1 tRNA gene is annotated in these 222 nt (G+C 56.3%); it reads left to right on the top strand.

What is annotated here, in order from left to right:
* Nucleotide 1: 1 nt before the first annotated feature.
* A tRNA-Gly gene (locus QP995_RS10715) sits at nt 2-74 on the top strand.
* The last annotated feature ends 148 nt before the right edge of the window (nt 75-222 follow it).

Below are 222 nucleotides of genomic sequence, written 5' to 3'. Positions count from 1 at the left end.
TGCGGATGTAGCGCAGCTGGTAGCGCATAACCTTGCCAAGGTTAGGGTCGCGGGTTCGAGTCCCGTCATCCGCTCAGACTAACTCCCTCCCGGGCATCCGGGAGGGAGTTTTCGTTTAACCCCAGTCAAGCAACCAATTTCATTGAGGGTTAAGTGACAAAAAGTGTGTCCGCTCGGTGTGTCGCCGGGTGGGCCCTTTTTATCTCATGGGCCCTTTCCGGA

This window comes from Corynebacterium sp. MSK032, assembly GCF_030232065.1.
Taxonomy (GTDB): Bacteria; Actinomycetota; Actinomycetes; order Mycobacteriales; family Mycobacteriaceae; genus Corynebacterium; species Corynebacterium jeikeium_D.
The sequence above is the reverse complement of the archived record's forward strand: the minus strand, read 5'-3'. Positions and strand labels throughout refer to the sequence as shown.